Below are 26,486 nucleotides of genomic sequence, written 5' to 3' on the forward strand. Positions count from 1 at the left end.
CCCTAAGGGGAGTAAACCTCAAGAAATACAGGCCCTTTGATCTTTCTTTTAAAGATCAGGGCCTTTTTCTTTTGTGTTAAGCTGAGATCTTTTACGTCAATACTATTGATCCCTTTATCCCTGATCTGCTCCCAGGAAGGCTGTAAAAGCTTCAGAATCGAAGCCTGCCAGTAGGGGCCTGGCCTTTTGCTTCTTAGATTGGCAATTACCCAGGATAGTTTCTCTTCTTTCTTTTCAGCCAGAACCTCCTGCTCATGCAATTGAGTTAAGGCTCGCCAGGAGGCTTGCCAAGCTGGATCAATTTTATAATTCGCCAACCCTTTCCTCAACTCCACATATTTAGCTTTTTCCGCAGTCCAAATGATGGCCTCTGGAACGGGATGCAGGTAGAGACTATCGAGATAATGTAAGGCGTGGGCCATCGTCTGCTGCTGAAAAATACTACTGCTAATCCCCAGGCTTTTCAGGTCTGTTTCCATTGCAAGGAGGGATAGAGTAAAGGCAGGATCAATATCCTTAATACCTTCTTCTATAAAAGCACCATTGGATGTTTGTTTTGCACGGAGTCGATATGCCAAACGTTTTTCCAGTTCATTCAGATAGGAAATCTCCAATTCGCCTTCATAAACCTTTTGGATCCAGGATTGGAACTGAGGATCAAGCTTATCCATTTCTTTCAGAACAGAGATCGCAAAAAGGGCCTCTTGTATAGAGTGGGGATCATGGACATTCACATGGGCAATGAGACTCGGCAAAGAGCGAATGGCAAAAAAGGCAGGATCTCGACTGGCTCGGAAGCGAAATTTCTTTCCTTGCTCTTTGGACTGCAGGTCAATGCGGTACTTTTTCTGCTTGTTGGGAATGCTATAATGCTTGCGCCCCCAAGCATAATTTTGAGCCTGAACAAAGAGAGGAGACTCAAAAGATATCTCGTCTTCCTCGCTTCCTCCTGAAAGCCTGAGTTCATAAACCCCTTCTTTTTCGGGTGCTGTAATTCTGTTTTCCAGCTTGCTTGCTTTGTCCTTTTCAATTTCTACAGAATAGCTTTCTGATTTGTTGTTCAGATGAAGGTCCACCCCTAATTTATTGAGCGTACTGGAAAGTGATAATAAGGTAAAAGACAAGTCTTTAGTTTTGCCTGCCTCAGCCACAGGATCATGCTCCTGGAGTACGATTATAGCTAAGGAATTGGAGTCCTGAAATTCACGATAGGCGAAGGAATTATGTTCATCCATAATCAGGCTCATGAACATCTGAGGATTAATTCCTTTTGTTCTGTTAAAGGGCAGGATTCTTCGCTCTCCTTCCTCAAGGAATTCAAAAGCAAAGGAACTTTCTTGCTTCCAGGCATTTTGACTCTCCCATTTATCCAAAGCCCAATCTACCTGCCTTTGAAAATTGAGATTGACATTGGCAAAGAGATTGATCCATCGGTGGGGAGGAGGGATAGATCTGCGATCGCGGGGGAAACTCAGAACACCATTAGCAGTTTGCTGGAAGAATTCTGAGGCTTCTCTATGATCTGTATTCGGTAGCCAGGAAATAGAGGGATACGCATACAAAGGAAAACTTAAGCTTTCTTCCCAAATTTTACCTCCTGCCAAAGCCGCTCTTGCAGGTTCGAGGTACCGCCTGCTCTGCTCCTGATTTTTTCTTTTTACTGCGCTTGGAAGCCCAAATGAGAAGTCGGCTAATCCCGGGCTGTTTGCAGGGACTTTCGCATAAAAAGCATGCAGGGAAGTCCGGGCTTTCTCCTGAAGTTGGAGGGCTACTGAATGCTTCTCAGAAGCTTCTAAATGATAGTCAGGTTCTGTACCAAGAACGCTTATAAGTTGAGAGACCCAGGTCGCTTCATTCCTGTATATAAAAGAAAAGGAAAGACTGAGATTTCCGATATGATGTTCATCCAAAACAAAGTTTACTTGCTGTCCTTGTTCTCCCGCTTTTAGCAATCCTCTTGTCAAATTCTTTCTGCCTCTATTGATTTGGTATTGTATATCGATTCCTTCCACTTTGCTTTTCAAGGATGCAATCAGGCTATCTCCGGGTCGATATACTTCCTGATTTAAGGAATAGGAAAAAAATTCAGGAATATCGCTATGACTCTTTTTTTTCGCTTTCAGTCGGAAATAATGACGTTTTTGTAGGAGCCTTTTTTCTTTGAAAGGAAGAATCATACGAACCCGATACATTCCAGGCTTCCACTTCTCCGTCTGAAAGGAAATTTTTTCGATACCCTCTTCTGAATTAAGGCTATCCATATAGACGGTATCGACAATGCCCCAGCTTCTGAAGTCATCTTCAAAGCCATAGACATCATCGGGAAAATCTTTCCGATAATCCTCTTCTGAAACCAAATGAAGGTCGGGAATCATCCAACGCCTTTTTCTGTAAATCTCTTTCGGATTTTCCAGGGATTCTATGATGACTTTCCCCTTGAAAGGAAGGTCTTCTCCCAATAAGTTCCGAACCTGAAATTCCAACTTCATTTCTTTTCCTTTCTCCACTTCATCTCCTCCATGGATAGCAAGAGATTTCCCACTTTCACTTATCAGAAGATTATAGCTTTCGATCATCTTTTCTCCTTCCGGATCAGTTGCCACCAGTCGAACTTTGTAAAAGTAGACGGGACGCTGAGCTATGGGGTGACTGGGATCGGGGCGGGTATGGAAAGCAAGTTGAAATTTCCCCAGGGAATCAATGCTTGCATTTCCCTGTTTCACCAGAACTTCCTGATGATGCGGAATGGGTTTCCACCAACTATAATCTCCCCAATCCGGAAATCGAACATCCCGGGTAACGAGATATCGAAGGTCTGCATCCTCCCAAAGAGTTTCAGGAGGCCCCAGCATTTGTCCATATAGGCTAACGGTATCTTTGGGGGCATATGTTTTTTTATCCTGCTGTATCTGCAATCCATAAGGGGATTGATTTCTTTCGACTATATCTATGCCGGCATAAGCAGCTCCGCAAAAAATATAAAGCTTTCCCAGCTGCACATGTAGGGGTAGGGGATAAAGCGCTTCGAATACTCCTTCTGCATTGCTACGAACGGATAAGGTGTCTAGGGAATTTCCATCTTTCGATATGACAAGCTGGAGGCTGCTATCTGCAATAGGAGAAGTATCCTGCTCAAGTGCTCTTCGGATCAGTCCTTTGATGGCGATAAACTCTCCCCGAAAATAGGAGGGACGATCTGTGAAAACATGTGTCTTGGTATTTGCTTTATATAATTTGGGTTCTAATGCTGGGATTCTCAATCTTTCAGTCAGGCTGTCATTCTGCTGGCAAAGGTTTAGTTTCAGGTTTTTGCTGAATAAAGGCTTACGTGCAAAACCTAGTCTTCCTTTGGCATCCGTTTCCAGCTGAATGGTTTTTCCCTTGTCCTTAAATTCGACTTTTACCCCTTCCAGACCTTTTCCGTTTTCCCGGTCTTTTACATAGAAAAATACACTGTCCGCTCTTTGTAGATGGGAGCTGTACAATTGACTGATCTTTATGGGTAAAACTGAGATAAGGCCCTTTTCCTGGTCGAAGTCTTTTCGATTTGAAGCACATAGGGCATAAGTTCCAGTAGGTAATGAAGGAAGTGCAGCTTCGGTTCGGTGAAAGTGAAAATCTCCATCAAAGGCCAAATAGATATCTCCTTTTTTGCTTATCGAAAACTGACGGGCAAAATCCCATCTTAGTGCAGAAGTTTTGAGTTCCGTAAAAGTATCTTCTTTTTCGCTGCTAATCCGATAGAGACGAAAGTAGAGGTGGTTTAAATTGCGATAATTCACCTGCATACGAAATGCTTTCTTGGGCAGGTTGACCTCCTCTGCTGCGATCCGGAGGGCCGGTTTTTCTATCAGAGCAATCAGGGCTTTACATTTGGCAGCTCCCCGACTTTTGGGAAATTCCTGGATGGTAGCCGTAGAAATTTCCCAGGCTTGTTGGTAGTCCCATTTATAGGCATTTCCTCCCAAAGGCTGGAAGTCTCCAGCTATGCTGGTATATACCATGGCCATTTCATATTGAACATCCGCCAGGGCAGAATTGCCGGGATAGGTCTCCATCATGTGTCTGAGGTTACGCACATATCTTCCCGCTTTATCCAATCCACTCGAATATTTCCTTAGCCACTTGATCATCCGTAAGTGTGAATCAATGAGGGCATTATGCGCCTTCTCTTCCAATTGATAGCTGAAAAGCTCTTTGTAAAGATTCAGGCTGATATGGGTATGGTTGAGTGAATCGAGAAGGGGAAAGAGTGCAGAAAGATAGTTCTTCGGGGGCATGATAAGTCCCTGTGCCAGCATCCGAAACTCGGCGGGTGCCGGATTTAGTATACAACGAGGGTCCTCAAAATAATCCAGCGCCCTGTGAACAAGGAAGTCATATAAAGTCGGCCTGAATGAGGGATCTGTATTTCCCGTTCGGGGGAGCTTAACTTTTGATAAATCAATTTTCTTTAGTTCTTCCGAATACTCCAAAGATTGCAGATACAAGGCAGTGGAACTTTCGATGAGTTTAGGAGCAGACCAGCTTTTGAGATCTCCTTCTTCTTCTGTAAGGATGGGTTGAGATTTGAGTGCTTCCAGGTTTTCAATGAAATAGGCGTAATAGAATTCGGCCAAAAGGCTTTGAAGCAGGCTTTTTTGTGGACCGTCTGCTTGCCGAATCATTTCCTGCATCAGACTTGCTTTACGATTGAGGTCTTGTTGAGAGGCAAGCAGGGCATAGCTCTCCGCTAAACTTTGATTGAGGGCCGGATAGCTTTGGCTCATAGACTTTTTGCCCGAAAAAAGGAGGACAAAACATATGAGGCAATAAAGGAGAAATGAATTTGGGCTTTTTCTCATGATTGGGAACAGCTTTCCGGAAAAGTCTAGGTAAATGAAATTAGTATATTAATTTTAGATTCCTACTTTTGAAAACGCCACAGATTGGCAAAAGTTTATCTCATCTCGTTATATCATCAATGACTTGCTCCGGAAGATGAAAAAACTACCTATGCTCTTTAGCTCTCTATTTTTAGTGGCAATCATCGCCTGTGAAGAAACTCCTGCTGAACCGGAACCTCCCACCCCTCCGAAAAGTGGAATAAGCAGGGGAGCTGGAGATATTTCTTTCAGTGATTATAGTCCAATTAGTAATCGTCCCTTGAAGGTTTGGTATTATGCTCCCCAGGATTCCATCAAGGAGCTGGAAGTGGTCTTTGTGATGCATGGTTTGGGACGAAATGGGAGGGATTATCGAGACAATTGGATAGGATTGGCCAATCAATATAATTGTCTAATTCTGGTTCCGGAATTTAGCGATGCTCAGTATCCGGGAAGTAGATCCTATAATCTTGGGAATCTGTTCGATGAAAATGATCAGCCCAATGCAGAGGAGGAATGGTCTTTTTCAATAATGGACGCTTTGTTCTCTCATATTCAGGAAGAGTATTCGGTTCGCGCGGATTCCTTTTACCTTTTCGGCCATTCTGCTGGTTCGCAATTTGTGCATCGATACCTGCTATTTCGCCCGGAAAACAAAGCGAAAATGGCAATTGCTGCAAATGCGGGATGGTATACCCTGCCTAAACTGGATGAGGCTTTTCCGTATGGATTACAAGATGCTCCTGCAACAGAAGAGAACATCCGGAAAGCATTTGCCAAGCGAATGCTGATTCTCTTAGGAACTGAAGATAATGACCCCAATGCTTCCAGTCTGCGTAAAACGCCCGAAGCAAATGCACAGGGAGCCCATCGATTTGCCCGGGGCAATTTTTTCTTTCAACTGGCGAGAGACCAGGCGACTCAGTTGAATACCCCTTTCAACTGGAGCCTGCAAACAGTTGAGGGAGTCGGACACTCCAACTCCCTCATGGCAGCACCTGCTGCGGAACAGTTTTTTAAGTAAATTTATTGAGCTGCCGCTTTGGCTTTGGCAGCTTTTCTTTTGGCTTTCAATTCGGCATGGTAGTCTTTGAAAAGGCCACGTGAGATCATTAGCTTCATGATCTCATTGGTCCCTCCATATATACGAGCTACCCGGGCATCTGCATAGCGACGGGCAATCGCAAATTCCCACATATAGCCATAGCCTCCATGTAATTGTAAGCAGCCATCGACAACTCTTGCCTGCATATCAGAACCGGAAGATTTGGACATCGAAGCTTGTATGGCTGTTAATTTCCCCTCTGCCAGCAGTTGGGTACATCTATCGATGAAGGCCTGATGCATTTGGAGATCCATAGCCATCTCCGCCATTTTGAACTGAGTATTTTGGAACCCACAGATCGGCTGCTTAAATGCTTCGCGGGTTTGGGTATACACGATTGTATCTTCGATCGCTCCTTCCGCAGAGCCTACACTTTGCAATCCGATGGTATGTCTTTCTCTGGGAAGCTCTGTCATCATATGGATAAATCCTTTTCCCTCGATGCCCAGCAGATTTTCCTTGGGAACTTTTACGTCTTCGAAAAACAACTCACAGGTATCCGATTCTTTCAGCCCTAATTTTTTGAATGGTTTTCCTTTCGAAAATCCTTCCATACCTTCTTCCACAATGATGAGGCTGATTCCTTCTTTGGGAGTCCCGGGATTTGTCTTACAAGCCACGATACAGAAATAGGCATTATATCCTATGGTGATAAAAGTCTTTGATCCATTGATCAGGTAATGATCTCCCATATCTGCAGCAGTGGTTCGAATTGCCTGTACATCTGATCCTGTACCGGGCTCAGTCATTCCCAGACATCCTACCCACTCACCACTTGCCATTTTTGGAATAAATTTCTTCTTCTGTTCTTCGGTCCCAAGTTTCAGGATATAAGGAGCAATGATATCAGAATGCATAGAGAAACCTGGAGCATTGGCACCCAGTCGAGAAAATTCTTCTATCAATAAAGCTGCGAAGGTGAAGTCTAATCCACCGCCTCCATACTCTTCTGGCATATCCAGACAAAGCAAACCCAGCTCGCCGGCTTTTAACCAGGCATCCTTATCGCAGTAGCCTTGTTCTTCCCATCTTTCTCTGTGTGGCTCTATGAATTGTTTGTAGTATTCATTGATGGTATCCTTCAGCATTTGATGTTCTTCGCTGGCATAGATGTCCCGTGGTAGTTTTATATCTGCGTACATATCTGAATTTTATAAATAATTGTGGCTAGCCTAATATACTACATCGTCCTATTTTTTTTGTTAAAGCACTTTAACAAAGCTTTGGACCTTAGCTTCATTTTTGAGTCTATACATAAAGCAGAACTTATGGTACACACAATTCTCGATTACAGTTTCGGACGAAAGGGATTATATGGTCTCTATTTTTTTGCCGGAGGTGTGGCTGCCCTTGCTAGTATCTATTTCTATGGTGTATTTGTGGGAGAACTTCCTCCATCGCCATTAATTATCCTTGTATTTCTGTTTATGATCCTCCTTTTATTTTCGAAAGAAGGGATTCGGATCAATACCCAAAAGCAAAACTACCAGTATTACCTACAGCTTTTTTCTTTGAAATGGGGGAAATGGGAATCCTATGAGTCCTATTCTGATATTCTCGTTTTGCGAAGCAAGGAGCTGGAGAGTAAATTTCACCGAAGAAGGAAAGGTCGACTCATTAAAATAGATGCTTTATACGAAGTTTACCTGGCCAATAGGAGTCATTTTGAGATGATCATGATCAAGCAATGTACTGAACGATCCGAGGCGGAGCATTATGCGCATGAGTTTGGGAAAATGACACAAAGAGCCTGGGTACAATACAATCCTGGCTTTAGAAAAACGCAAAAAATATTAGGAGGATATTCACCCGTATAATTTTGAAACACACCCTATCATGAAGAGTTCTATACTTGATTTTAAATTCTCCATTATTGATACCCTAAGCTTCAAAACATTTGCTGCCTTCCTTTTTGGAGTAGCTTTCTTCTATTACAATCCCCATGCAGAGCTTCCAGATAGAAATCTGATGTTCACATCAATCTTCGTCCTGGTAGGCATATTATTATTCGCTATTAGCTTCGGGGTACGAATTGATACGGAGAAAAGAAGGATAAAACACTATATGAGTCTTGCTTTTATCCGCCTTGGATTTTGGAAAGACTACCATGATAATTATGATATCGTTTGTTTGCGCTCCAAACAAAAACATCAGGCATGGTCGGAGGGACGAAATCGTGATATAACGGTTTCAGGTGCTTTAAAACATGAAGTCTATCTCGCAGACCCCCGTCATTTTAACCTCATCCTTTTGCGCTCCTTTAAATCCAATATCCACGCGGAAGAAGCCGCCGATGAACTGGCGGAAAAAATGGGCCTCGAATGGGTACAATATAATCCCGCTCGACAAAGGCCGCGAGTCAGACTGGGAGGCATAATGAAAACATGACATTCACCTAAATAAACACAATCATGAAACACAATCACATCCGAAGCTATAGCTTTGGCAAAAGAGGCTTGCAAGTCCTCAACTTTTTTGGTGCAGCTTTATTTGTTTTGTCTTTGCTCGCCTGGGGAATCAGTTATGAGCGAATGGAAACTCTCCCCCTTTTTCCTGCAATTTTGACAGTTTTAGGTTTGGGATTACTTCTTTCCCGGACTGGGGTGAAAGTTGATCCTGGTGGGGATCGATACAAATACTATTTTCGTTTTCTGGCCCTGACTTTTGGAAGCTGGAAATCCCTGAAAACGTATGGGGAAGTTGTTTTGCTGCGCAGTAAATATCAAAAACAAAAAGCTCGCTACCGTCCTGAGAATGTAGTGTATAATCTATACCTGGGAACCCAAAACCATTTGAAGCTTTTATTCATTTCATCCATTCAGTCGCTGGAAAAAGCAGAGTTGGAAGCTTTGCAGCTTGCCCTGCTATTCAAACGAGATTGGGTAGAATATAATCCGGGCTTCCGTAGACCTCGCAGGATTTTGGGGAATGCAAGTACGGCCGGGCTTGCCATTCCCCCTAAACATCCCTAATATCAGGTTCCATTTCACCAAAGAAAGAAATACCCATGTCAATCAAAGGAAAACTCAGCCTGGAAGAATTGATCCAGGCCGTTCAGGAAGAGCAAATCGAAACAGTAGTAGTTGCTTTCACAGATCATTATGGAAGACTTGTAGGGAAGCGTTTCGATGCTGAATTTTTTCTGGAAAGTTGTGCCCAGGACGGTACCCACGCTTGTGATTACCTCTTGACTACGGACATGGATATGGAGCCCATACCCGGTTATGAATTTGCGAACTGGGAATTGGGATATGGGGACTTTCATTTGGTCCCGGATTTCAATAGCCTACGAAAAGCGAGTTGGCTGGATAAATCTGCCCTGATTCTTTGCAATCTTGAAAATGAAAAGACGCATGCTCCCGTTGCAGAAGCTCCGAGATCTTTGCTCAATCAGCAATTGGTTCGAGCTAATAAATTGGGCTATGGCTGTTTTGCTGCCTCTGAACTGGAGTATTATCTGTTTGAAAATAGCTATAGGGAGGCTCATGAGAAGCATTACCATGAGCTGAAGCCTGCCGGATGGTATCTGGAAGATTATCACATCCTTCAGGGTACGCGAATAGAGCCCTTTACTGCAGCTGCCCGTAGGCATTTGAAAAACTCAGGTGTGCCGGTAGAGAATTCGAAAGGAGAATGGGGACTGGGTCAACATGAATTGAATATTAAATATGCTGAAGCCCTGGAGATGGCTGATCGACATGTGGTTTACAAGCAGTGTTTGAAAGAGGTCGCGGATGGCATGGATTTATCTGTTTCCTTTATGGCTAAATTTCATGCAGATAGGGCCGGTTCCAGTTGCCATATTCATATGAGTTTGTGGGAAGGGGATGAAAATGCCTTTGACGGAGATCAGGAATTTGGTCCGGTGAAAGGTTCCGATGCTTTTCTGTGGTTTCTCGGAGGATGGATCAAGCATGTGGAGGATGTGATGCCTTTTTATGCTCCGACCGTAAATTCCTATAAACGCTATGTGGATGGAAGCTGGGCGCCGACTCGATTGGCCTGGAGCTATGATAATCGTACGGCTGGATTTCGAGTAGTGGGCAGGGGAAAGAGTCTTCGGATCGAATGTCGGATTCCAGGAGCGGATTGCAATCCTTATTTGGCTTATGCGGCTTCTTTGGCTTCCGGTTTGGCGGGAATAGAAAATAAAATTGAACCTCCGGAGATTTTTGAGGGCGATATATATGCCGCTAAGGATTTACCGAGGGTTCCTTATTCATTGGCGGAGGCTACGGAGAAATTCGCAAATAGCGAATTTGCCAAAAAATCCTTTGGAGAAAGCGTGGTAAAGCATTATGCGCATTATTTCCGCACAGAATATGAAGCCTATAATCAATCCGTGACAGATTGGGAGCGCAAGCGATATTTCGAGCGGATATAATCATAAAGAATGGCTCCCGATCCTGCGGAGGGATCTAGCTGCTTTGACTTCGCTCCGTATGACACTATTTAAAAACAAAAAACCCGCATACGATATGCGGGCTTTTTGTTTTATGCAAGATCAGCTTTACTGATATTCAGCGATCTTTATATTTCTTTGATCCCAATACTCATCTGTTTTAAAGCTGTACTGGGTGGGTGCATATTCTCCAACAATATCAACCTTTGCTTTTGAAGGAACCTCCAGTCCCATCAGGTGATAAGATGCATTTACATACATTCTTCTAATGGCTTCGCTAAGCATGTCGGAAGATGAGCCTACGGTTGAGGCAAAAGATTGACCTGTACTTCCTCCGGGCAGGGTATAGCTTTTTGTCCAGGCAATAGGCATCATAGGATCATTGGGGTTAATGACAGATTCATCTCTCATTTTCTTTTCCGTAGCCGCTTCTGTATCGCTATCTTTCATCCCAAAGAAGATATCTGTTTCATCATATTCTCCGGCTCTATTTACCACTTCTCCAAGTACCAAAGCCTGAGCATCTCCGGCCATAGGGAGGCGAATTCCATAGACATCTGTCGAACCCCAGATTTCACCGTCCGCAATTCCTGTCAGGATGGGATGGGTTCCTCCAGCAAATACTCCTCTAGTACTTTGGTGTTTATGATGGCCATGGTGAGAAATCCATTTTTCACCCAATACCAGGCGACCAAATCCACCGGCCCATTCTTCCATTTCCCCTTCATAGAAATTACCATAATGTAGCCATTTGCTGGTCGAATCTTTTACATGAAATGCATGGGTAGCTGTCCGTATACCGATTACAGGTTTTCCCTTCATAAGGTAGGACTGAATATGATTCATCTGCTCATCGGGAAGTTCGCGAAAACGGGTAAATATGATAGCTAAATCTGCATTTTCCAGAGCCTCCAGGCCGGGAATATTATGGAGATAATTGGGATCTACAATGCCGGGATTTTCCGGGTCCTGTGCAAAAAGTACGGTGCAGTCGAACCCATGTTGTTCGGCCAGGATATTTGCCAGCATAGGCAAGGCTTCCTCAGAACGATACTCTTCATCTCCGGTAATAAGAACAATGCGCTTATTTTTTGCCATATCAGCATTAGCACTGACAGAAAGCCATTGGGGAGGTCCCGCAGGTGTTTCTTGCTGGCTGGTTTCGGGGCTGCTCTTACAGGAAAAGAGCATCAGGAGCACAAGGCTCATTAGGTAGTTAGTAGTTTTCATATGTAGAAAAGGCTTTTATAAATTCGAAATCATAAAGAAGAACTAGCTCAAATATAGTTCTTAGCTCAGTCATTTAATATAGCTTTTTAGGATATACTAAATTTGTCAGATTCCTTGTGAAGGATTAAAATAATAACTGGAGGAATACATTGGGGCTCATCCCAAGCATGGTCTTGTCCACGCTGATCAATTTAGGGGCATTATGTCCATAGCGGGCGCGGACAATAGAATATCTTCTGTCGAGGACATTGTAATGGTTGAGGAGGTTGAGTATGGAAAGGCCTGTTTTTGCTTTGAAGCGTCCAAACTCCCATTTATAACTACCAGAGATATCTACTCTTTGGAAGCTAGGTAGTCTGCCGGCATTCAATTCTGAATAGTCAATATCAATCAGAGTTGGGCCAGAGGGCAGAGGTCTGTATTGGTAACCTACTATATCGGTATAGGGCCTTCCTGTAGCATATTGCAAGGTGGCAGAGAAATCCCACTTCCCGACATTCAGCATATTGACCATTTTGATTTGGTGCCTGATGTCGTGGTTGGCAGAAAAATCCCTTCCTTCATTTAATCCATCAAATTGATAGCGGATATCTGCAAGGGTATAACTGATCCAGCCTGTATACTTTCCTACTTTCTTTTGAATAAGCAAATCCAATCCTCTGATCTTGCCATTTCCATGCGTATGCAGGGTATCATTGAACTGTTCGTTGAAAATGGGATCGAAACTGACATCATACATGCTCAAGCCCCGCTGATTCTTTCTGTAAACTTCAACATCCAGGAGGAAGTTGTCAGTCTCATAAGCAGCACCCAATAAGCTCTCGTCTGAACGAAGAACAGGAAGTATATTTCCATCAGAAAGTGTCCAGAATTCTTGTCCGGTTCTGAAAGGATTACTGGCCTCAATCCGATTTACAAATTGATGATGACGTCCGGCCGCAGCTTTCAGTTTCCAGTTTTTGTCAGGTCTGTAAATAATAGAAACTCTCGGCTCAACAAAAGACTTTGCCAGCTTGTCTGAGAATGAATGTCTCAAGCCGTGCTGGATGGTCAGTTTTTTATTGAATTTGAGTCTGTATTGTGCGTAGAAAGAAAGGATGTTGGCAGCTCTGCTGATCCCTCTTTCCAGATCGAGTTCTTTATCTGTTTCCCCTTGCAGGCTACTATTTATCTGTTGGGTGTTTTGAACAGAGACATAATTGCTCTGTACTCCAAATTCCAGCAATTGCTTATCATCAATTTCCCAGCTATTATCAAATCTTAAGCTAATGTCATAAAGATTATTGCTGATCTGCTCATTGAAATTGCTTTCATTATCCAGGGTGTCAATGGCCTGATCCTGGAAGGTATATTCATTTGTATAGGTAGAGTAGGAGAGATTTAATCGGCTGTAATAGCTATCGTTCCATTGCCTTCTCCACCCCAAAGCCGTTCCTGAATTCCTGAGATCCAGAAAATCAGTTGTATTATAATCGACCGGAATTTCATTGACCGCAAACTGGCGGAAGTTGTACTCCAATTGATCGTCTGCGCGATAGTGGCTGACTGTCAGATAATCTCTATTGCTGGGTCTATACGTGAATTTCAGATTGAGGTCCGAGTAGGAGAATAATGGATTGGATTCAAATTGATTATTTCCTCTGCTCAGATTTTGGGCGAAATTGATCAACCCTTGTTGATTGACATTATTGAACAGGCTTTTGGACAAAGAGGATTCTCCCAATTCGGAATAGGATCTCCTACCGGCGATCAGTAATGCACCTTTTCCTTTCAACAAAGGAATTTCTGCAAAAGCACTTGCATTTAAGAGATTGAGGCCGGCTCCTAATTTCAATTCATTAGACTTGAGCGGCTTGCCCGTTACTTCGATGACCCCTGAGGCTCTACCTCCATATTTGGCATCCATTGCACTTCTGTGTAGTACCACTTCCTGAACTGCGTCTGAATTGAAAATACTCAGAAGTCCAAAAAAATGCCCTGCCTGGTAAACCGGCATCCCATCAAAGAGAATCAGATTTTGGTCAGGTGTACCTCCTCTTATATTCAGGCCACTGGAAGATTCGCCTACACTGCTAACTCCCGGCATCAATTGCACTACTCTGAAAACATCAGATTCACCCAGACCGCCTAGCAAGCCGGTTTTGGATGGGTTGATACTAATTGATCCATCTGTATTTGAAACCGAAACACTTTGATTGCTTCCTCTTTCAATAGTAATTCCCTCAAGTGAATGACTGGAGGGAAGTAATTCTATTTGTAATGCCAGATTTCTTGGCAGGTCTTTGACCGCGATCACATAGGACTCATAGCCCACATAAGAAAATTCAACGCTGTCATTCAGGCCTGCAGAAAAGTTAAACCTGAAATTGCCATGGGTATCGGTATTTACTCCTTGCGTTTTATTCTTTATCCGAACAGTTGCCAGTTCCAGTACCTCATTGATATCCTTGGCTTTTACCTGCCCATAGATGCTTCTAAGGCCGGGACTTTTACTGGCTTTGGTAGAAACAGATTTGGGAATAAGTAGATCTTCAGATGAAGTTGTACTGACAATGATAATATGATTCCTCCCCACGGCCTCATAGTCGAGATTCTTGCCCTTCAAAAGGGTATTCATACACTTATCCAGACTTACCTCATTGAGCTTTGCTGTCACCCGGTGGGGATAAATAAGGCTATTATCAAAGGAACAGATAATTCCATGCTTCGATTCGAGGCTTTCCAGCACTTCAGAAAGAGGAGCGTTTTTTACGTCCAGGCTAATACGACTATTGGACTGTGCCCAAATGAAAGGACCAGTCCATAGAAGTACAAGGGTCAATACGTAACAACGGGCCAGTTTCTTCATGCCCCAGAGAAATCGATTTTTATGGAGTCGGTAATATACGAATTTGCTTTTCAGCATCATATATTATTTTCGCGCCTCCAATGACCTTGGTTAAATTTTCTAATTCGGTTTTCAGGTCGTTGCTGAGTACAGTGTAATTGTACTTTTTGCTTATACGGTCATTATCGATTTCAAGATCTATGTTTACATCAAAAATTCTTTCAAATTCTGTCGCAATGTCAGATAGCGGATCATTTCGGAATCTGTACTTGCCACTCATCCACTCAGGAGAAGTGCCATCCAACTCCATTTCGATCTTATTCAGGCTCCCCTTTTCATCAAGCAAAGCAAGTGAACCTGGCGTCAGAACCTGCTCTGAAGCATTGTTTAGAGTGTTTACCCGAACTTTACCTGTATAGCAAGTAGTTTTAAAACTATTACTTCTTGCTTTTACATTAAAGCTGGTTCCTAATACTTCAACATTACCTCGGGGAGTAATTACCGTGAATTTCTCTCCTTTCTTTACTTCAAAAAATGCCTCACCGCTAAGGTTAACGGTTCTGTTTCCATCCCAATCATCAGAAAAACTTACAATGGAACCCGCGTGCATATGCACTAAAGATCCATCGGGAAGTGTAACTGATTCAGTTTGAGCTGCAAGGGTCTGATAGGTTGATGTATCCGGGAGGAATACAAATAAGGCAAAAAGTAGAGCGACAGCTGCTACTGCAGCATAGCTCCATCTGGGCAATACAAATTTCCTAACTGGAGCGTCCATTTTGACAACAGGCGCTTCAGTTAGCTTTGCAGATAAGTCATTCCAAATATCAGCAGGCTCTCGAGTTGCAGGCAACTCCAAGGCTGAACTGGTATCCAGAATGCGCATATATTCGATATATTCAGGGCTTGCCTTCCACTCCGCAAGCTCTGCTTCACTCAACTCTCCGCTCGTCCAACGAGCAAGAAAATTTTCATCAGGCACGAATCTGTTCATAATCTTTTGGTATTCTGGTGTTTATCTGGTGTTTATATGGTTTACAATCCATAAATAAAAAACCCTACCTGATATAGTATTCTTGACGGAATCACTGTATGAACGGTTTCAATCGTGGGTTAAATATGCGAAAAATCCGGGCTATTCGCATCTATTTATCTCTTTATCTGGCTTAATCACCAACATAAATTGGAAATCTTTGCTAATGTTGGGGAAAATATTGACACCTCCTTCCATTTTGCAGAGAGCAAAATCCGTTTTCATGTTTTTTGAGATCCCATCCATGACCTCTGCGAATGCTTCATATTCATCGAAGCGTTCATAAATTCTTCGTAGTCTTCGGAAATATTTAGAAAAACTCAGGACCTGATTTTGAACGGGAGAAAGTTTATCAAAATTGAGCCTTTGGGCGAGGGTGAGGTAGCCCCAATTTATGGCTGGACTGAGTTCCGTATGTATGCCGCCAAATTGTGCATAGAAATTTCCTTTACGGAAGCGTTCATGCTCTTGCAGAAGCCTGAAATTCTGAAATAATCGTTCTTCGCGCTTCTTTTGATCACTATGGGCGTAAATAAAATCTCGTAATAAAGGTGAATCAAAGCCCTGGACCGTATTATCCAGAATCATTTTAAAGAGCCAATACTGATTTCCCCAGTATCTTCTATAGGCTCTTCTTCTTATTTGAACTTCTTTATGGAGTTGGCGAAAGTATTTTCTAAGCTCTTTATCATTTTCCGGAGTAAGTTGATAGCGCATCAGTTGTTCCATCTTTTCCTTTACCCCCGAACTCAATACTTTATTAGGGATGAGCTCATTCAGGGTGTTGACGACCAATTGAGGAGATTGCTCCAGGTCGATCCCAACTACCTGGATTCTGTCGAGGGGAGGAAAACGGAGATTATATGCATAGATTTTTCTAAAAAGCTCAGTAAGCCCATCAGGGCAAACAGGGGGATTATACAAAGCTTTTTTTAGATACCATTCCTTTCCGGTTTTCAGGTACTGATTGATCATGTAGGCATAGGAATAACCTCCTTCTAAAATGAGATTTTTGACCCCTGCATGTCTATGCAAAAAGACGAGAAACTCATATTGGATCTGCGTATTGATGTCCAACCAATGTTCTTCCGCAGTGAAAAAGAATTTATACTGAGCCAGAACAGAATCTAGCATAGGGAGACTATCCATCTTTTGAAGATCGTAGGTATTGAAATAAACTACCTGATCCTCAGGAAGCTGGACTGAGGGAGTTTGGGAATACAAGGAAGCAAAGCAACTACTCAGAATTAATCCGAAAATGATTCTAGTCATCCACATGTATGCATCATACTTATTCGCAACCTTCTTGTTCCAGATCGGGATCTATTAAAATGATGTATTGAAAAGTCTTACTCAATTCTTTAAAAGGGGTCTTATTACCAACCATGCTAAAGAGAACAATGCTATCAGAAAACTTTTTTTCTGCCAAACTCATCATACTTTCCAGCATTTTATATTCACCCGGTTTTTGATAGTCGGAATTTAGTTTCCTAAAGTAGCGAGATATCGTCAATACCTTTCCTTGAACCGGAGAATCTATCGAATAATTGAGGCGATTGGCCAAAGTCGGGAATTCCCATCGAGAGGATGTATTGATATCTGTATGCAGGGCACCAAACTGCGCATAAAATTTGCCTTTTTTCATTTTTTCCTTTGTCAGAAGAAAGTTCGCATACATCCTTTCCTCTCTCTTTTCCCAACTCTTTTTGAAAAAAGTAGCATTAAATATCGTGAAGCGGTAAGCCTGAACTGTATTTTGGGTAATCATTTGAAAAATCTCAAAATCTTTTCCCCAAAAGCTTCGATATTCCTGCTCTTTACGTTTGATATCCTTATTTAATCCTTTGAAAAATTTCTTTACTTCCGCCTTATCATAATACGGAGATTGATGGAGCTCAAGCAGTCGTTGAGTTCGCTTGGCAATCCCAGAAGGAATTTCTTTTGCCGGCAGCATACTATTAATGCTCTGCAAAGAGAGAATAGGGGAGTGCTCGAGATCAATGCCGTGAACCTGAATCCATTCTTCTTTCGGCAAAGTCAAATTGTAGGCTCTGATCCTCTCAAAAAGTTGCCGCTGATCTTTGGGGCAAATCGGAATATCCTCCAGAACTTTCTCCAGCAATCTATAGTCTCCGGTTTCCAGAAATTTATTGATGAGAAAAGCATAAGAATAGCCACCTTCCAATAAAAGATTTCTCACTCCCGCTTTTTGATGGAGGTATTGCAGAAAACTAAATTGAAGTTGACTGTTTACTGCTTTCCAATGCTGTTCTGCTGTAAAGAAAAACTCATTCTCTCTCACCGCTGAATCAAGGAGTCCAAAATTTTGGTGATTGCTATCTGCGGAAAGATTAATAACACGGGAGTAGTTCTCAAAATAAGAACTATCAATTCCCTGACCTGCGACTAAGAAGGGAATGGAAAGCAGCAATAGGGAGGCCAACTTTTTCATTCATTTCCAAGATAGCATTTTCGCAGGGGAAAATCTACTTCAAAACGACACGTTTGATAAATTAATCTGTATCAAAAATCCCAATATAGGGAGGCTTCCCTGCTACGCGGGACGCTCTGTACATTCCTTCGCAATTGAAGGCCAATTCTATATTCCCGGACCTGTCCACAGCGATCAATCCTCCTTTGCCTTGCATGGATTTGAGTTTGATATGCACCAACTCATTAGCAGCTTCTTTTAAAGAAACTCCTTTATATTCCATAAGAGCCGAAAGTCTATGTGCGGCAACTGCTCGCATAAAAGGTTCTCCATGACCTGTACAACAGACGGCACAGGTTTTATTATCTGCATAGGTTCCCGAACCAATTATGGGGCTATCTCCTACGCGACCGTATTGTTTGTTGGTCATACCTCCTGTAGAGGTAGCTGCTGCGAGGTTTCCTTCCTGATCTAGAGCTACTGCCCCAACTGTGCTAAAGTTTCTTTCTCCCTTGTCTGCATGATCCAGCATGGTTATGGGAGTATCTTTGATTCTCAGCCATTGGTCATAACGGAGCTGATCGAAAAAATAGTCAGCTTTTTTGAAGGGTAGTTTATGAAGCCGGGCAAATTTTTCAGCCCCTCTCCCAATCATCATTACATAAGCCGACTCTTCCATTACCTTTCTGGCCAGGCTTATGGGATTTTTTACTCCTCGAATTCCTGCAACTGATCCTGCTTCTAAGGTATCGCCTCTCATGATAGAAGCATCCAACTGATGTTTTCCATCCCCATCAAAAACGGCACCTTTGCCTGCATTGAAGAGGGCATTATCCTCCAGGATTTTTACCGCAATTTCAGTAGCATCCAGCGCACTTCCTCCCTGCTCCAGGAAATCATAGCCTGCTGAAAGCGCTTCTTCCAGTCCTTTCCTATACAAGACCTCTTTTTCCTGAGGCATATGAGAACGTAAAATTGTACCCGAGCCTCCATGAATGGCTATTGCAAATCTTTTCATCTGGCGCGAAGATAATGATCTTTGCCCATTGCCTGGAAATTTTCCTAACTTATGGCAAAGTTTCACTTCTCTATGCGTATTGCTCCTACTACTTACATACTACATAGTTTATACAGACTTCTTTCCCGAGGCCTGTTTCTTTTTTTAATGATTGCTTTTCTCCTGCCTCTTTCTGCTCAGGTGGATAGCCTAAATCAGGAAGAAATTCCTCCTGGATTTTCCTTGCAGGAAGGCAATTATAGTTTGTCCTTGCCTAAGGTTATGCAATCCGGAAAAGAAGCGAGGGCTTATATAAATATCAAGCAAGCTCCTGCAGATTTGACGGAGATTGATATTGAGGTAGGTGGCGAACAGCAAACAGTCACTTTGGCCGATGGCAAAGGAGGGTTTTCCTTTATTCCTGAAAAAGACCAAAAGGAATTGGTATTTCGCTCCGGAGCGCATGAAAAGAAGATAGCAATCCCCGTAGTGAACTTTCCCCCCTGGATGTCCATCCTTCCTCCTCTTATGGCGATCATTTTAGCTTTGATCTTTAGAGAAGTTGTTGTTTCTCTCTTTCTGGGGATCTTTGCGGGCTCTGCAGTATTAGCTTTTTATGCAGGTGAGGGAATAAAAGGCGTCCTGTCCGGTTTTCTGACAGTAATAGATACCTATGTTATAAATGCTTTGATGGATCAAGGCCACCTTTCCATTATTCTTTTCTCTTTATTGATTGGGGGAATGGTAGGAGTGATCTCCAAAAATGGAGGTATGCAAGGCATTGTCAATCGCATTTCTAAAATAGCGACTACTGCCAAGACCGGACAATTTGCTACCTGGCTATTAGGGCTGGTGATTTTCTTTGATGACTATGCCAATACGCTGGTGGTCGGAAATACCATGCGTTCGATTACGGACAAACTGCGAATCTCCAGAGAGAAACTGAGTTACCTGGTGGATTCAACTGCAGCGCCTGTTGCAGCTCTGGCTTTTATTACCACCTGGATCGGAGCAGAATTGGGATATATACAAGGAGGAATTGAAGGACTGGAGAATTTTCCGGAAGGCCAAAGTGCTTATGGGATTTTCATCAATTCGTTGGGATACTCTTTTTATCCCATCATGACCCTGGCATTTATGTTGATGCTCATATTTACCGGGAGAGATTTTGGGCCGATGCTCAATGCGGAAGTCAGGGCTCGGGAAACCGGAGAAGTAAGTCGTCGGGATTCTTCCGGCTCTGAAGAAGATACGCTTAAGCACTTTCAACCTCTGAAAGATATTATCCCTAAAAGCTATAATGCGCTGATCCCGATTTTGGTGTTGGTTATAGGAGTGATTTTAGGTTTGTTTTACACTGGGCATGATGCGGAGGTATGGAATGATGAATCCCAGGGCTTCTTTACTAAGCTTTCGACCATCATTGGTAATTCTGATTCCTATGCAGCTTTGTTGTGGGCTTCTCTTTCTGCTGTAACGGTAGCGATTCTCATGACATTGGCTCAGGGCATGATGTCCCTTCTTCGAGTAATGGATACTATGGTTCATGGTTTCAAAGCCATGTTTGCAGCCATTATCATCCTTACTCTGGCCTGGTCTTTACAAGGAGTTACAGAGGATATGCAGACTGCCGGCTTTCTAACCGAACTATTGGGAGATCAACTTTCCCCTGCATGGATACCAGCCATTGTTTTTGTATTAGCGGCTTTCATCTCATTCTCAACCGGTTCCTCCTGGGGAACCATGGCGATCATGTATCCATTAGTGCTGCCATTGACCTGGGAAGTAGGGATGTCGCAAGGACTGGAAGCAGAGGTTACGCTTCCCTATTTGTACAATGCAGTTTCAGCGGTACTGGCAGGCTCTGTTTTGGGAGATCATTGTTCCCCCATTTCGGATACGACCATTCTGAGTTCGCTGGCATGTTCCTGTAATCATATAGATCATGTAAGGACCCAATTGCCTTATGCACTTACAGTCGGTACAGTCGCTCTGCTTGTTGGGACAATACCCAGTGCCTTTGGATTTCCGATAGGCTTGAGTTTCCTTTTGGGGCTGGGGATTCTTTTCGCTGTAGTACGTTTTGCTGGAAAGCTAAACTAAGAGGATCAAGAGGCAATTTTTCCAAGAAGCTGGTGAATGATGATTTTTTCTCTTTTACCACGGACCTCTACTTCTCCCAGGCTTTTAGCTGATACCAAAGTAGAAACCTGTCGATAAACGGCATCACTAATCAGGACAGAGTTGGGCTTGTCTTTGGTCAGGCCTTCGATTCTCTTCCCTGTATTAACTGTATCCCCAATCACCCCATAATTGATTCGGTCGATAGATCCCATATTTCCGGCGATCACTTTGCCGGCATTTATACCTATACCCAGGTCTATAGTAATTCCGAATTTCTCTTTCAGAGATTTGTTGAGTTCTTCTCGTTTTTCCAACATTTCCAGGGCACAGAAAACGGCATTTTGGCTATTGTTCGGATAGGCGAGGGGAGCGCCAAAAGTAGCATAGACTTCATCTCCTATGAACTGATTGACAGAACCATTATGGCGATCAACTACTGTTGCCATGGTCGAGTAATATTCATTCAGGAGCAGGACTACTTTTTCCGGGGCCAATTCTTCACTCAATGGCGTAAACCCCCGAATATCACAGAAAAGAATCGTTGCCTCCAGAAGTTCACCCTGAATAATGGGACCTTCCTGGCTATTTAAAGCAGAATCAACGACTGGCTTTGGAACATACTTGGAGAAAATAGAAACGGTTTTCTGCAATTCGTCCACACTTCTTTGGAGATCTTTTAGCAATAATTGATTTCTTTCCGCTAAATCATATAACTGCCTGGCATTTTCTATATTCATGCGAATCTCGTCCTTATCCCAGGGCTTGGTGATATATCTGTAAACACCTCCGGCATTGATCGCATTGATGACGGCTTCTACATCTGAGTAACCAGTAAGGATCATCCGAATAGGTTTGGGAAATTCTTTACGAATTGTATCCAATAACTCAACACCGGTCATTTCGGGCATTCGTTGATCGGTAATGACAAGCTGAATTTTATTTTTACGCAAGTAATCAATGGCCTCGGGGCCATTATTAGCCGTATAGATATTGTATTCTCGGCGAAAAGCTGCTTTGAATGCAAAAAGATTTTGTTCTTCGTCGTCGACAAATAGAATTGAAAATTTACCTCTATCCATGATCCTGATGACGTTGATTGACCGGCAAGGTAATGATAAATTCCGTGCCAATCGAGGGGGTACTATTTACTCGAATTTCTCCTTGATGTCTTTCAATAATTTCTTGTGAAATTGAAAGTCCCAGGCCTGTTCCTTCTCCAACATCTTTAGTGGTGAAGAATGGTTCAAAAATATTCTTTTTGACCTCTTCGCTCATGCCTATACCTGTATCCTTGATTGAAATAAAAATCTTATCTCTGTTTTGCTCTGTTTTAATATAAATGTCTCCTTTTCCCTGGATAGCCTGAATGGAATTGGTCAGGATATTCATAAAAACCTGATAGATTTTACCAGGGAGGCATTCGGTGAGTGTTAAATCATCATAGTCCTTGTGTATTCTTATTCTTTCTTTAAAGCGATTATTTAAGAGGATCAGGGTTGAATCCAGTCCCTTATTAATATCAACGAATTTAAAGTCAAATTCATCTAATCTGGAAAAATTTCTTAATCCTGATATAATTTCGCTGGTTCGGGACGCACCTTCTTTGATATCTTCTATAAGTTTATCGATCTCCATCAATAAAAAAGTAAGATCCAGTTTCTTGGCTAGCGCGTTTGCCTTTTCTAAATTTTCTTCTGCTGTTTCTGGTTGTATTTGCTGGTAGGCTCTTAATATAGATTTTAGGTCTTCAAGGTCTAATTTTATGGAATCTATATTAGATTTCACAAAGTTAACAGGATTATTGATTTCATGCGCAATCCCTGCCGTCATTTGACCAATCGAAGCCATTTTTTCCAAATGAACCATTTTACTTTGCGCAGCATCAAGGCTATCCTGTAGGTGAATTGTTTCGGCTTTTTGAGTCTTCAATTCCCTTTTAGTATACTCAAGCTTTTGTTTGATACTTTCATACTTTCCAGCGCTTTCCAGAGCATAGGCTAATTGAGTTGAAAGTCCGGAAAAGACTAAAAAATCAGTTTCTGAAAATGGCCTGGCTTCCTGCTTTGCTTCAAGATAGATGATGCCAAATTGATCCTCAGAAGTCTTTATAGATAAACATAGGACGGATTGAGGACGATTTAGAAGCACATAAGGATCCGATTGGAAAAGTTTCTCTGTATGGAGGCTTGAAATATTCAGATTTTTCCCCTCTTCTAAAGCATAAGAAAGTAGCTTGGCCGGAAAATCTTTCTCAGGATTTGAATGTCCCTCCTCATGGGCCATGATTTCCCGTTTATCTGAGCGCAACTTCAACTTGAATTCTTGTGAATCATCCCATAACAAGATAATCGCATAGCTATTATCTGCATAGCTCATAAGGGTACTCATGATGTTATCCAACAAAAGGGAAAGCTTTTGCTGATGGGCTAATGAAAGAATGCTTTTTCTAATAGAAATCATGGTTTGGATGCAGTGATCCACAGAGAGGAAATGGCCTATATTAAATGTACGTATTTTAGTCGAGATACATTTTATTTGAGAAGGCTAAATTTAATTCATTCGCCAAAAATGTTTTGGTTGACGTCTTTTATGGGATGTAAAGGATGTTGTTATCTTAACTTCCTATTTATCTCAAGGGGAATTTAATTTTGATAAAGCAGGATAGAATTGTCGATTAAGCCCTTCAAGAGAAAGGACTATTTTCTATATTTATAGTAAGATTTCAATTTATCCTCAATCTAGCTTGTTATGAATTACACGCTGCTGAAGAATCTTTGGAAGAACAAGTGCTTCCCGGGAATTTCTTTTAGCTTTCTCTTCGCCGTTTAAGGCCATTCGATTTTGATGAATTTGCCCTAATTAAGCCTTGTGCACGTGCACATTATAAATTATTTTGCTATTATTGTCTAGGATAGGGCAATTTTTCTCCCATAGTGAAATGTTTTTTATCATTCATTTTACATGAGTGATTCATTACATAAAATACATCAGGGAGTGATAATCATCTTTCTTCAAAAGTAGCCAGTTTGATGATTTTCCTCTTCAAATTGTTGTTGACAATCGAGTTCTGATTTTCTTTATCAAAAAGGATATACCTGAAACCGAACATTAAGACTTGCTATGAATTCTACTACACGCATATTTTCTACAGTTCTAGCCAAGAGGAAATGGTTATTATTAGCAATAGTGGCGGTGCTTGCCTGTCTGTGGATCGCAGGATTTAGTTCGGGAGCAAAAGAAGAAGTCCTCCCAGAGGTCGTAGATTACAATTTCCACATCCGTCCCATCCTTTCTGATAAATGCTATACCTGCCATGGTCCGGATGCTAATAAAAGAGAAGCAGGATTGAGATTGGATAAAGAAATGGCGGCCAAAGCAGAGTTAGCGGAATCTCCCGGGAAGTTTGCCATAGTTGCAGGAGACATTTCACAATCAGAATTGGTCCATCGGATTTGGACGGCTGATGAAAACGAACTCATGCCTCCGCCTGAGTCTAATTTGAAACTGACAGAAAGAGAAAGAAGGCTCCTCCAAAAATGGATCGAAGAAGGAGCCGAGTTCAAGCAACATTGGGCCTACATTGCCCCTCAAAAAGAGAAATTGCCGGAAGTAAAGAAGACTTCCTGGGTGAAAAATGAAATCGACCCCTTTGTCCTGCAAAAACTGGACGAACTTGGTTTGGCTCCTAATCCTATGGCAGATAAAGAGCGGCTGCTGAAAAGAGCGGCATTTGACCTTACCGGTTTGCCACCTGGGGTAGATATGCAGGATCGCTTTTTAGCGGATGAAGGTTCAGATGCTTACGAGAAGGTGCTGGATGAATTGATGGAAAGCAAGCATTATGGAGAAAAGATGGCTTTGCATTGGTTGGATGTGGCGCGATATGCAGATTCACATGGATATCAGGATGATGGATTGCGAACGATGTGGCCCTGGAGAGACTGGGTTATCCATGCGTTTAATGAAAACTATTCCTACGAAAAATTCCTAACCTGGCAGCTAGCCGGAGATCTCCTTCCTGATCCCAATAAAGAGATGTTGCTGGCAACGGGTTTCAACCGAAACCACAAGATCACACAGGAAGGAGGCGTAATCGATGAAGAATATCGGATTGAATACGTAACGGATCGAACCAATACCTTCGGCAAGGCATTTTTGGGATTGACATATGAATGTGCCAAATGCCATGACCATAAATATGATCCCATTTCTCAGCAGAATTATTTCGAGGCTTTTGCCTTTTTTAATCAGGTGCCAGAGAAAGGACTATTTGGAACCATAGATGCCAACTTTGCTGATCCTCCCAATATGCAGATCAAGACGGAAGATGTGGAGGAGCTTCTGCACTTTGTCAACAAAAAAGATAGCATGCCTGTCAAAGTCATGATCATGCAGGATTCTGTAGATATGCGTACGACACATATTCTGGATCGCGGAAATTATGATTCACCTACGACAAGGGTCAAGCCTTTTATGCCGGAATTTATTTTCCCTTTTGATAGTACAAAGTTTGAGCAAAATAGATTGGGATTGGCGAAATGGTTGCTGGCGGACGAACATCCGCTTACAGCACGTGTTTTTGTCAATCGGATTTGGCAGGAAATCTTTGGAACAGGCATCGTCAAGTCTTCCGGAGATTTTGGGATGCAGGGAGATTTGCCCACGCATCTGGAATTACTGGATTATCTGGCGGTCGATTTTCGGGAATCGGGCTGGGACATAAAAGCCCTCATGAAAAAGATTCTTATGTCGGCGACCTATATGCAATCCTCCGAAACCGATAAAAGGAAATTGGAACGCGACCCCGACAATCTCTATTTCTCTCGTTTTCCTCGCCGTCGCCTCAATGCCGAATTTGTAAAAGATCATGTGCTGGCAAGTAGTGGTTTGTTGAATCCGGAAATCGGGGGACCTAGTGTGAAACCTTATCAGCCGGATGGCATTTGGGAGTCTGCAACTTCGGGTAGAGGTTTACTCCAAACCTATATACAGGATCATGGAAATGACCTCTATCGAAGAGGGATGTACACCTTTATCAAACGTACGGTTCCGCCTCCATCCATGCTCATGTTTGACGCTTCCAATCGGGATCAATGTGAAGTTCGACGCTTACAAACCAATACGCCTCTTCAGGCTTTGGTGATGTTGAATGATCCTCATAGCCTGGAGGCTTCTCGAGTATTGGCTGAAAAACTCATGCAAGAAGCAAAGCCTTTAGATGAGATGATACAATTAGCCTTTCGCCAAATCGTCTGCCGTAAAGTAAAAGCGGAAGAACTGGAAGTGCTTCAGGAATACTACAAAGAAATGAAAACAAGCTTTGAGGCAGAACCTCAAAGAGCCGATAGCAATCTGATGGTGGGAGAATATCCGCGTTCGCAAATTGAGGATGTTCCCTCTCTGGCTGCTCTGATGCAGGTCATACACACCATTTATAATCTCGAAGAAAGTATCAGTAAAACCTAAACGCTC

The 26,486-nt window shown here is 42.5% G+C and carries 17 protein-coding genes; 7 read left to right on the forward strand and 10 right to left on the reverse strand.

All coding sequences use genetic code 11. From position 1 onward, the window contains the following. Positions 1 to 2: 2 nt before the first annotated feature. Entirely contained in the window at positions 3 to 4,769 is a 4,767-nt protein-coding gene (locus tag R8P61_27875) for a hypothetical protein (GenBank protein MDW3650928.1), read from the reverse strand. Positions 4,770 to 4,980: 211 nt separating this feature from the next. On the opposite strand from R8P61_27875, the gene R8P61_27880 reads away from it, so the two are divergent. Continuing rightward, positions 4,981 to 5,889, forward strand: a complete 909-nt coding sequence (locus R8P61_27880; GenBank protein MDW3650929.1) for an alpha/beta hydrolase — start codon at positions 4,981 to 4,983, stop codon at positions 5,887 to 5,889. A 2-nt stretch (positions 5,890 to 5,891) separates the two neighbouring features. Here the strand turns inward: R8P61_27880 and R8P61_27885 are convergent, their stop codons facing one another. Continuing rightward, positions 5,892 to 7,112, reverse strand: coding sequence for an acyl-CoA dehydrogenase family protein (locus tag R8P61_27885; protein MDW3650930.1), 1,221 nt, complete (start codon positions 7,110 to 7,112; stop codon positions 5,892 to 5,894). A 126-nt stretch (positions 7,113 to 7,238) separates the two neighbouring features. Between R8P61_27885 and R8P61_27890 the strand changes: the two genes are divergently transcribed. The 4 genes from R8P61_27890 to R8P61_27905 are packed head-to-tail and all read left to right on the forward strand — an operon-like array spanning position 7,239 to position 10,354. Further along, a complete protein-coding gene (locus R8P61_27890) occupies positions 7,239 to 7,787 on the forward strand; it encodes a hypothetical protein (GenBank protein ID MDW3650931.1) in 549 nt (182 codons plus the stop codon). A 19-nt stretch (positions 7,788 to 7,806) separates the two neighbouring features. Next, on the forward strand, positions 7,807 to 8,358 hold the full coding sequence (locus R8P61_27895; GenBank protein ID MDW3650932.1) for a hypothetical protein: 552 nt from the start codon (positions 7,807 to 7,809) through the stop codon (positions 8,356 to 8,358). A gap of 23 nt (positions 8,359 to 8,381) precedes the next feature. Further along, positions 8,382 to 8,942 (forward strand): hypothetical protein, encoded by a 561-nt coding sequence (locus R8P61_27900; GenBank protein MDW3650933.1) that lies wholly within the window; start codon positions 8,382 to 8,384, stop codon positions 8,940 to 8,942. 35 nt (positions 8,943 to 8,977) lie between these two features. Next, positions 8,978 to 10,354, forward strand: coding sequence for a glutamine synthetase family protein (locus R8P61_27905; GenBank protein ID MDW3650934.1), 1,377 nt, complete (start codon positions 8,978 to 8,980; stop codon positions 10,352 to 10,354). A 126-nt stretch (positions 10,355 to 10,480) separates the two neighbouring features. Here the strand turns inward: R8P61_27905 and R8P61_27910 are convergent, their stop codons facing one another. The 6 genes from R8P61_27910 to R8P61_27935 form a co-directional block, all read right to left on the reverse strand. Beyond that, entirely contained in the window at positions 10,481 to 11,602 is a 1,122-nt protein-coding gene (locus tag R8P61_27910; protein MDW3650935.1) for a hypothetical protein, read from the reverse strand. Between the two features lie 124 nt (positions 11,603 to 11,726). Beyond that, positions 11,727 to 14,450: a TonB-dependent receptor gene (locus R8P61_27915; protein MDW3650936.1), complete on the reverse strand. Its 2,724-nt coding sequence runs from the start codon at positions 14,448 to 14,450 to the stop codon at positions 11,727 to 11,729. Positions 14,451 to 14,469: 19 nt separating this feature from the next. Beyond that, positions 14,470 to 15,423, reverse strand: coding sequence for a FecR domain-containing protein (locus R8P61_27920; protein MDW3650937.1), 954 nt, complete (start codon positions 15,421 to 15,423; stop codon positions 14,470 to 14,472). 141 nt (positions 15,424 to 15,564) lie between these two features. Next, positions 15,565 to 16,734, reverse strand: coding sequence for a hypothetical protein (locus R8P61_27925; protein MDW3650938.1), 1,170 nt, complete (start codon positions 16,732 to 16,734; stop codon positions 15,565 to 15,567). Between the two features lie 19 nt (positions 16,735 to 16,753). Beyond that, positions 16,754 to 17,914, reverse strand: coding sequence for a hypothetical protein (locus tag R8P61_27930; GenBank protein MDW3650939.1), 1,161 nt, complete (start codon positions 17,912 to 17,914; stop codon positions 16,754 to 16,756). Positions 17,915 to 17,975: 61 nt separating this feature from the next. Continuing rightward, positions 17,976 to 18,911, reverse strand: coding sequence for an isoaspartyl peptidase/L-asparaginase (locus R8P61_27935; protein ID MDW3650940.1), 936 nt, complete (start codon positions 18,909 to 18,911; stop codon positions 17,976 to 17,978). A 51-nt stretch (positions 18,912 to 18,962) separates the two neighbouring features. Here R8P61_27935 and R8P61_27940 point away from each other — a divergent pair, with 51 nt between their 5' ends. Beyond that, a complete protein-coding gene (locus R8P61_27940) occupies positions 18,963 to 20,993 on the forward strand; it encodes a Na+/H+ antiporter NhaC family protein (GenBank protein MDW3650941.1) in 2,031 nt (676 codons plus the stop codon). A gap of 5 nt (positions 20,994 to 20,998) precedes the next feature. Here the strand turns inward: R8P61_27940 and R8P61_27945 are convergent, their stop codons facing one another. Both R8P61_27945 and R8P61_27950 read right to left on the reverse strand, forming a co-directional pair. Next, positions 20,999 to 22,093 (reverse strand): adenylate/guanylate cyclase domain-containing protein, encoded by a 1,095-nt coding sequence (locus tag R8P61_27945; protein ID MDW3650942.1) that lies wholly within the window; start codon positions 22,091 to 22,093, stop codon positions 20,999 to 21,001. Beyond that, on the reverse strand, positions 22,086 to 23,162 hold the full coding sequence (locus tag R8P61_27950; protein MDW3650943.1) for an ATP-binding protein: 1,077 nt from the start codon (positions 23,160 to 23,162) through the stop codon (positions 22,086 to 22,088). The genes R8P61_27945 and R8P61_27950 overlap by 8 nt, the downstream gene beginning before the upstream one ends. A 972-nt stretch (positions 23,163 to 24,134) precedes the next feature. Between R8P61_27950 and R8P61_27955 the strand changes: the two genes are divergently transcribed. Next, a complete protein-coding gene (locus R8P61_27955; protein MDW3650944.1) occupies positions 24,135 to 26,480 on the forward strand; it encodes a PSD1 and planctomycete cytochrome C domain-containing protein in 2,346 nt (781 codons plus the stop codon). Positions 26,481 to 26,486 lie beyond the last annotated feature (6 nt).

It is taken from the genome of Bacteroidia bacterium (assembly GCA_033391075.1).
GTDB lineage: Bacteria > Bacteroidota > Bacteroidia > J057 > J057 > JAWPMV01.

Bases quoted from the DNA above. Each gene is read 5' to 3' on its own strand.
- R8P61_27945 (MDW3650942.1), bottom strand. From the start codon at position 22,093: ATGGATAGAGGTAAATTTTCAATTCTATTTGTCGACGACGAAGAACAA.
- R8P61_27955 (MDW3650944.1), top strand. From the start codon at position 24,135: ATGAATTCTACTACACGCATATTTTCTACAGTTCTAGCCAAGAGGAAA.
- R8P61_27895 (MDW3650932.1), top strand. From the start codon at position 7,807: ATGAAGAGTTCTATACTTGATTTTAAATTCTCCATTATTGATACCCTA.
- R8P61_27925 (MDW3650938.1), bottom strand. From the start codon at position 16,734: ATGACTAGAATCATTTTCGGATTAATTCTGAGTAGTTGCTTTGCTTCC.
- R8P61_27880 (MDW3650929.1), top strand. From the start codon at position 4,981: ATGAAAAAACTACCTATGCTCTTTAGCTCTCTATTTTTAGTGGCAATC.
- R8P61_27915 (MDW3650936.1), bottom strand. From the start codon at position 14,450: ATGAAGAAACTGGCCCGTTGTTACGTATTGACCCTTGTACTTCTATGG.
- R8P61_27875 (MDW3650928.1), bottom strand. From the start codon at position 4,769: ATGAGCCAAAGCTATCCGGCCCTCAATCAAAGTTTAGCGGAGAGCTAT.
- R8P61_27920 (MDW3650937.1), bottom strand. From the start codon at position 15,423: ATGAACAGATTCGTGCCTGATGAAAATTTTCTTGCTCGTTGGACGAGC.
- R8P61_27930 (MDW3650939.1), bottom strand. From the start codon at position 17,914: ATGAAAAAGTTGGCCTCCCTATTGCTGCTTTCCATTCCCTTCTTAGTC.
- R8P61_27900 (MDW3650933.1), top strand. From the start codon at position 8,382: ATGAAACACAATCACATCCGAAGCTATAGCTTTGGCAAAAGAGGCTTG.
- R8P61_27890 (MDW3650931.1), top strand. From the start codon at position 7,239: ATGGTACACACAATTCTCGATTACAGTTTCGGACGAAAGGGATTATAT.
- R8P61_27940 (MDW3650941.1), top strand. From the start codon at position 18,963: ATGGCAAAGTTTCACTTCTCTATGCGTATTGCTCCTACTACTTACATA.
- R8P61_27885 (MDW3650930.1), bottom strand. From the start codon at position 7,112: ATGTACGCAGATATAAAACTACCACGGGACATCTATGCCAGCGAAGAA.
- R8P61_27935 (MDW3650940.1), bottom strand. From the start codon at position 18,911: ATGAAAAGATTTGCAATAGCCATTCATGGAGGCTCGGGTACAATTTTA.
- R8P61_27905 (MDW3650934.1), top strand. From the start codon at position 8,978: ATGTCAATCAAAGGAAAACTCAGCCTGGAAGAATTGATCCAGGCCGTT.
- R8P61_27910 (MDW3650935.1), bottom strand. From the start codon at position 11,602: ATGAAAACTACTAACTACCTAATGAGCCTTGTGCTCCTGATGCTCTTT.